The following is a 2,824-nucleotide window of genomic DNA, read 5'->3' as shown; positions in this document are numbered from 1 at the left end:
TATCCAACGTGACCTGCACACGTTAGAGCACCGGTCAAGTAACGCGGATCCCATCCACGACCATCCACACAGATCATGATTCAGGCGACTTTGTCGCCATGTACGCTTTTTGGCCGCAAAAGCGTACACAACGACAAACTCACGCCGATCTTCTCCGGTGACCGGCGTCCATCGAAGCGTGCCGCCGTTCGCGGGATACGTGGGGATACGTATGGTTACCTGACCGGCGCTCCAGGACGGATGTTCGATCGCGCGGCAGCCGGCCAATCAGCCCTCCCGGCCGCCGCGGTGTGAGGTTCAGTCCATCGTCTCCGGCGACACCCGCCGGAGACGCTTCTCCTCGACCGTACGGCTCGCGGTCATCGTCCTTTGAGGTCGAGAACGTAGTCCAGGACCTCCCAGGTGTTCGCGCCGACGGTGCCACCGATCTCGGGCACCTTGAAGAAATCCTGGAAGTCGCGGACGGCCTGTTCTGTCAACGGACCGAAATCCCCGTCCGGAGCCAGCCGGTCGGGATGCTCTCCTTCCCGGCCGCTCACGATGTTCAGTGCGTTCTGCAGGGTCTGGACGGGGTTCATGGGATCCGGGAACGCGCCGGTGGGAGCATGGTCCTTCGCACCCCTGGCCAGCTTCGGGTAACGGATGAACCTGTTTCCGGCCGGGAACAGGTCGGTGAAGTCCACCCCCAGCCAGACCACCTTGTCGTCCACGCCGTACGTCCTGCTGACAACCTCGTCCTGGTTGCCGACGTTCCCCTCGACCGTCGTTATCGTCCGGCCGGACCGTTCGATGCACCAGCCGGCATGCGTCTTCACGGGGATCGACCCGGTCCGCGTCAGGGTCCAGTCGAAGGCCACCATCATGCCCGGCTGAATCGCGTCCGGCGTCCGTTTCCTCCCGTTTCTGGACGCCCAGACGGCCAGATCGACGACCCCGGCAGTCTTGTACGGGAGGGTCACGCCAGCATAGCCGGCCACCACGTAGCAGAACATGATGCACCAGGGCTGGCCGTCCGCACCGAATTCACGGCCGTACTTGGTGAAGTTGTTGCGTCCGCTGGGCCGATAGATGGCTTCCTCGTGCCGGCAGACGTCGATAAGATCCTGTAAGGTGGCCATGCGGACGTCTCCTTCCGGGATACACACCGGCGGACGAGCCCTCGGCCCGGACGCCGTACCCGGGAGCAAGCGCCGGGAAGAAACCCGGATGCCGATGAGGTCCGCCGCATCGGAGCGTAGCCCGTCAGATCGGGCCGTCCCGCCGGTGACGGAAGGCCGCCATTATCTTGACAACCTGCCAGGCAGGTGCACGAACGCCGTCCGGACAATTCCCATATCCGCACGGCGGACGACCGGGCGGATATGGGAATCGCATACGTTCCACATATCTTCTCCTCGCCTGCCCCGCGGGGCACCGCGGCCATGCCACCCGGCCCCGCTCTCCTGTCGCGTCGCCTTCACCATGTCACCGTCACGTCACCGTCACGTCACCGTCACTGCCACGCTGTCGCGGGCATGCCGGCACCCTGGACAGGCCATATCGCCCCGCCGACCGCCTACCGCCGACCCGCCGTCACGACACGAACGACAACCGACGGCAGGAGACAGCGACCGGCCACAGCAGGACGGCCACGGGAGGAATTGTGAACAACAGGCATGATGCGTCGATGAGCGGCCAACTCACCGGCGCGATCGCGCTACCCGACGGAACCATGGTGCGCGGCCGCGGCCGGCGCGAGCCCCTGCCGTCCGGGCCGCTGCCCACCTACGGCCTCTATCTCGCGTCGCGCCACCGGCTCCCCCGGCCCCACGGGCCCCGCTGGCATCCCGGCTGGCCCGCGGGCTGGATCGACTGGCCTGACTTCCGCGCCCCTCGGGACGACGGGACGGCCGCCGCCATGATCTGCCACGCCTACCTGCTCGCCCACGGCGGGCAACGGGTCGAGGTCGCCTGCGGCGGCGGCACCGGCCGCACCGGAACCGTCCTTGCCTGCATGGCCGTCCTCGCCGGCCACCCCGCCGCCGATGCCGTCGGTTGGGCCCGGCGGCACTACCGGCCGCGGGCGGTCGAAACCCCCGGCCAGCGACGCTGGATCCGATGGTTCGCCGCCCACCACCCCGAGATCCAGACCAGCCGGGATCCCGGCGGGAACCGGTAGCGTCGCCGACACCGCGGATGGCCGGACGCCTTACGCCGTCCGCGCCGTCCGTTCCTCAGCCAGCTCCCGAAACGATCTACGAAGCCCCGCGCGCGATGGCCACCACATTGTCGGACGGTGGCCCGCGGCGGGATCGTCGTCGGCCCGGCATTCCTGCCAGCACGCTCGTCAGCCCGAGCGCGGCTACCGACACCCGCCCGCCGGGCACCGCCAGCGGGGTCGCCGCGACGAAGCCGTTCCGTTCACAGGTGGAATTTCCGCAGGCCAGCCGGTTCTTGCGCCACGTCACCCGCATCGGGGCCACAACCAGATGGCGCACCGTGTGCCCGACGCTCTCCTTCACCCGGCCCGACGGCGCCCCGCAGTCCGGGCAGCACTCCGCCACCCCCGGCGCGGTCGACACGTGCACCGAGAACGAGCCGTCCGCTTCCTGTTCCACCTGCTCGATCTCGAAGCCGGACAGTCCCAGCAACCCGGCCGACCCACGACCCGTACTCTCGAATACGGCGCACCCGCATCCTGGCGATCAAGTCCCTCAGCAAGACACGACCTTCCCAGACGGGCGGATGTGTCCCTTTTCTCGAACCTCAATACAGTCGCACACTGTCACCACGGCCGGTCACTGAACGTTGACGCTCAAACACAGCCTCCAGTCAGCTGCGTAGA

3 protein-coding genes are annotated in these 2,824 nt (G+C 67.6%); 1 reads left to right on the top strand and 2 read right to left on the bottom strand.

All coding sequences use genetic code 11. From position 1 onward, the window contains the following. Nucleotides 1-359: 359 nt before the first annotated feature. A complete protein-coding gene (locus AC5LSR_RS24015) occupies nucleotides 360-1,118 on the bottom strand; it encodes a peptidoglycan-binding domain-containing protein (RefSeq protein ID WP_250287564.1) in 759 nt (252 codons plus the stop codon). Between the two features lie 548 nt (nucleotides 1,119-1,666). On the opposite strand from AC5LSR_RS24015, the gene AC5LSR_RS24010 reads away from it, so the two are divergent. After that, nucleotides 1,667-2,158: a protein-tyrosine phosphatase family protein gene (locus tag AC5LSR_RS24010; RefSeq protein ID WP_250287566.1), complete on the top strand. Its 492-nt coding sequence runs from the start codon at nucleotides 1,667-1,669 to the stop codon at nucleotides 2,156-2,158. Nucleotides 2,159-2,234: 76 nt separating this feature from the next. Here the strand turns inward: AC5LSR_RS24010 and AC5LSR_RS24005 are convergent, their stop codons facing one another. Then, nucleotides 2,235-2,630 carry a hypothetical protein gene (locus AC5LSR_RS24005; protein WP_445548562.1) on the bottom strand — a complete coding sequence of 132 codons (396 nt, stop codon included), beginning with the start codon at nucleotides 2,628-2,630 and terminating at the stop codon, nucleotides 2,235-2,237. Nucleotides 2,631-2,824 lie beyond the last annotated feature (194 nt).

The sequence above is a fragment of the Protofrankia sp. CiP1_Cm_nod4 genome, from assembly GCF_982290645.1.
Note: the sequence above shows the minus strand (reverse complement) of the source record. Positions and strands in the feature narration are given on the sequence as shown.